The organism is uncultured Cyclobacterium sp. (assembly GCF_963976465.1).
GTDB lineage: Bacteria > Bacteroidota > Bacteroidia > Cytophagales > Cyclobacteriaceae > Cyclobacterium.
The window spans coordinates 1-3804 of record NZ_CAXBOC010000514.1; the positions used below are offsets into that span (position 1 = coordinate 1).

Here is a 3804-nt window from a genome sequence, read left to right on the forward strand (position 1 = left end):
GCAGACCCGATTGACCTAGTATCTGAACAGTACCATTCCTGTCTGCATAGACCTTATCTAGCCTTGATGCCCCTTCGGAATAATACTTAATGGCATATTCCTGAACAAAAGGAACATCTTGGTGCACCCTTTGGCTGTTGGATGGCAATTGTTGTCCTTCTGCTTGCGAAAAGCCAAACAGCAAACCAACAAAAACAAATAGTTTTAAGTGTAAGTATTTCATGGTAAATTAATGTGGTTAATTTAAAGTGTATGAGTCACTTGATAGTGCGACAATATCAAAATCATACCGGCTAAATATTCATTATTATTAGAAAGGGTATAAATAAATTTGTCCGCCCCGTTATAAAACATGAGCGGACAAAACTTACCTAACCTAACTACTAAAGCTTAATCTATCTTACTTGAATCAAGTAAGCGATTGAGTTATATATAATACATAAGACCTTTCAATATGGGCTACTTACTTTAAAAGTTTTTTGGATCAATTTTTAAATATTTAATGGATTTTCCTTTTTCATCCAAATGGTAGGAATAAGTGATGTGTATCATACCATCTGTATCCTGTATCATAGAAGGGTAAGAGAAGCCACCAACCTCTTTCTTTTCATCTTCCAAATAAATCTTTCCTCTCCATGTTTGCCCTTCATCATCTGAGATGTATAAAGAAATCCTGTACCTGCCATCATCTATATCATTTCCTAAGAAAAGCCAGGTGCCATTGTCCAATACCAGCAGTTCTACACTTGCAGTATTCGGTATGCTGGTTTTCTCTGAGGCAGACCAAGTCATTCCATCATCTTGGGAATAGCTTTTATGGATTCTGGTAGGAGCATCACCGCTATCCCTCATTAAGGCCATAATTTCTCCACTTTCTCTTTGACCTAGTGCCGGCTGAATGGGACCTCTACCCACCAAGGGCTTGCTTGGAAACCAAGTGGCTCCGTCATCATCAGAAATGGCCATCATGGAAAAATTAAAACCATCTGAATAAAGGGGTAATAAAATCCTTCCTGAGTTAAGCACAATCGGTTTTATCCTGGTCATCCATCCAATACTGGATTTTTTACTGTCCTTGCTGGCTTCAATGATCATTTGATCATATTGGGGAGCATATTCAGACCAACCTGCCTTATTTTCAGGCAATTCTTCAAATCGTTTGGCAACTTCCTGATGAAATATTTCCCCGGGTTTGAGCAAAATATTGTCCTGCCAACTCCAGATGGGTGCGCCGGCATTTTCATAACTTGTACTAGTTCTAAATCGCAATATGGACTGCTCCCATCGGTTGGCCTGAACGGCAATCCAAACCAAAAACAGCTTCCCTTCCTGGTTTAGGAAAAGCACCGGATTACAATCGGGAATATTGGGTGTATCTGCCAGTAGAAACGGTTCACCCCATCGACTATCCTTTTTCCTTAGCCTGGCTCCCATAATGCGTACATCATCTGCTTTTCGTTCCCCTGAGCCTTCAAACCATGCTGTGAGTAAGTCTCCATTGGGCAAGGAGACAATACTGCTTCCATGCACGTGATTTTGCTGAAGCGGAAAAATCAAGCTTTCGCTAACGACCACTTTATCTTTAGGGATGTACTGGCCAAAAGCAGAAGTACTAAGCAAAAATAAGCCTATAAATACTATTTTATTCATTTCACTTTTTTTCTTCTTTCCATTACTTCAGACCAAGTGGTTAAAATAATTCCCTCGTCTTCAATGAATTTCTGTAGTTCCGGAGAGGTCATGGCTAGCATATCTGCATACCTGGATTTGCCCGAGCCACTTATTCTGTCAAATGTATTTCGATCTCCGTTACTGTGTACAATCACCATGGCCAGGCCAGGCTCCATAAGCCTGAGCAATTCCTTACATTTTTCCACTTTATAGCCACCAAGTTCCTCATCACTAACTTCATGATCAGGAGACCAGTTTCCACTTATAGTGTGAAGGTCATCCAAAACCGGCAAGCCAGCGTCCCATAATTGTTTGGCTACCACAGGGGCTCTTTCCATAATGGGGTTATTAGGCAATTTCATGCCTTCTTTGTATTTCCCTTGTTTTTTGAGTTGTTTGATCAGGTTGTTGTTCATGGAAATTCCAAGTAATTTATTATTTCCTCCAGGAAACATAACCGGAATACCATATTCTATACCCACTTTGATGTATCTTTCTAGAAAAGGGGGATGATAAAATAGGGTTCCCATATGACTATCCATATGGGTTGGTTTCAATCCTAGTGACAAGGCCCGGTCAATCTGAGCGCGAATCTCGATTTCTACTTCATCTGGGCTGGCATTCGCTACCACTTCGGCTACAGAAGACCACATGGCCCCTTCTTCATCCACCAAACCGGGCACAGCCGTTTTACCTGCTAGTGGAGGCCAACGGTAATGTTTCCGCTCAGAGGTTAGTGTCAAATGAAGCCCTGCATCCATTGGGTCTATCTTCGCATCTTTCACAAAACTAGCAGCCCAGGGGCAAGGCATCATAATGCTACAAGAAGTAGCTACACCACCATGTATGGATTTCTTTGCTCCTTCATTGGATTCATAGGACATACCTGCATCATCTACATGAAAGATAACTACCTTCTTTCCTTTAGGAAATCCCAATTTTTCAGCGTAAGTCATTTCTTGTTGGCTTAAAACTGCTTGGCTTTGAAACAATAGTATGAGTAAGCTACAAAATATAGTTCGCATGTTATATTAAATTTTAAATACCATCAAGTTTCCCTTTCCAAAAAGCAACCGTTTCTCGGTTCCAGGTATAGCAGGCAACAAGATGACCATCTTCATAAAACATCGCAGGATAAGAAAGCTCATCATCACCCTCTCCTTTTTCTATCTCAAATTTCAATGGCCAGGTTTTTCCATTGTCTTCTGAAACAGCAATGGAAATTGGGAATCTATCTCCCCAATTCTCAGCAACAGGGTTATAGATCAAAGCAATTTTCTCCCCTTCTATATGGGCAACATCAATTCCACTATTGTTATTGGGCAATTCAATTTCGGTAACCTCAGACCATGTTTTACCATAATCTTCTGAGTCTGACCTACAGATATTTCCTGAGCTACTTCTCATCAACATGTGTACATGACCAGGTTTTGATTCCCATAGGGCTGGTTGAATTACTCCTTCTCCTGTAATTACTGAGCGATCCATATCCAATTTATCTGTGGCATTCCAGGTTTTTCCTTCATCCTCAGATCGGTCAACAAATACTGTCCATACTTTATTTTTCTCATCAGAGGCAGGCGCCAACCAAGTTCCGTCTGATAAAACCAACATATGGTTTCTTACAGGACCACGACCACCTTTATCTCCCGGCACCAATTCTCTTGCTTCAGACCAAGTTTCTCCTCCATCTTCAGTGTATTGCACCCAGGTTTCCCAATAGTCAATTTCCTTTCCTACTTTAAAATACAAATATACTTTACCGTCGGGTGCATTGAATAAAACAGGATTCCAGTGTGGTTCATTTCTTACTTTTACCAATAATTCCGGCTCACTCCAAGCTCCGGCCTTACCTTTAGACACCCAAATTCCAACGTCATTGTGCTTTTCATGGGATCCCGCAAACCATGCGGTTAAATAATTCCCATCACCTAAACCGGTAATGGTGGAAGCATGACACTGGGCAAAAGGTCTATCCTCACCAAAAATATGCTCATATTCTTCAGTGGTAAGCTTTGCTTCTTGAACTGCAACTTCCTCTTTTTCTACAACTGCTTTGGATTTATCTCCTCCACTGCAAGCCGCACTGATTATCAATAGCGATAAGAGAAAAGAATAGCTTAGTAATTTTCG

General features: G+C 40.9%; 4 protein-coding genes. All 4 read right to left on the minus strand.

The genetic code is table 11. The features are described from left to right. The coding region (locus AAC037_RS21350; protein WP_339905476.1) for a hypothetical protein at nt 1–223 on the minus strand (223 nt) is incomplete at its 3' end. A gap of 245 nt (nt 224–468) precedes the next feature. Next, a complete protein-coding gene (locus AAC037_RS21355; RefSeq protein WP_339905478.1) occupies nt 469–1650 on the minus strand; it encodes an exo-alpha-sialidase in 1182 nt (393 codons plus the stop codon). After that, on the minus strand, nt 1647–2696 hold the full coding sequence (locus AAC037_RS21360) for a polysaccharide deacetylase family protein (protein WP_339905480.1): 1050 nt from the start codon (nt 2694–2696) through the stop codon (nt 1647–1649). Before AAC037_RS21360 ends, AAC037_RS21355 begins: the two co-directional genes overlap by 4 nt. Nucleotides 2697–2709: 13 nt before the next feature. Further along, a partial coding sequence (locus tag AAC037_RS21365; protein WP_339905481.1) for a sialidase family protein occupies nt 2710–3804 on the minus strand: 1095 nt, incomplete at its 5' end.

What these genes read in the sequence shown, in the direction of transcription:
- AAC037_RS21355 (WP_339905478.1), bottom strand. Translation starts at nt 1,650, where the DNA reads ATGAATAAAATAGTATTTATAGGCTTATTTTTGCTTAGTACTTCTGCT.
- AAC037_RS21360 (WP_339905480.1), bottom strand. Translation starts at nt 2,696, where the DNA reads ATGCGAACTATATTTTGTAGCTTACTCATACTATTGTTTCAAAGCCAA.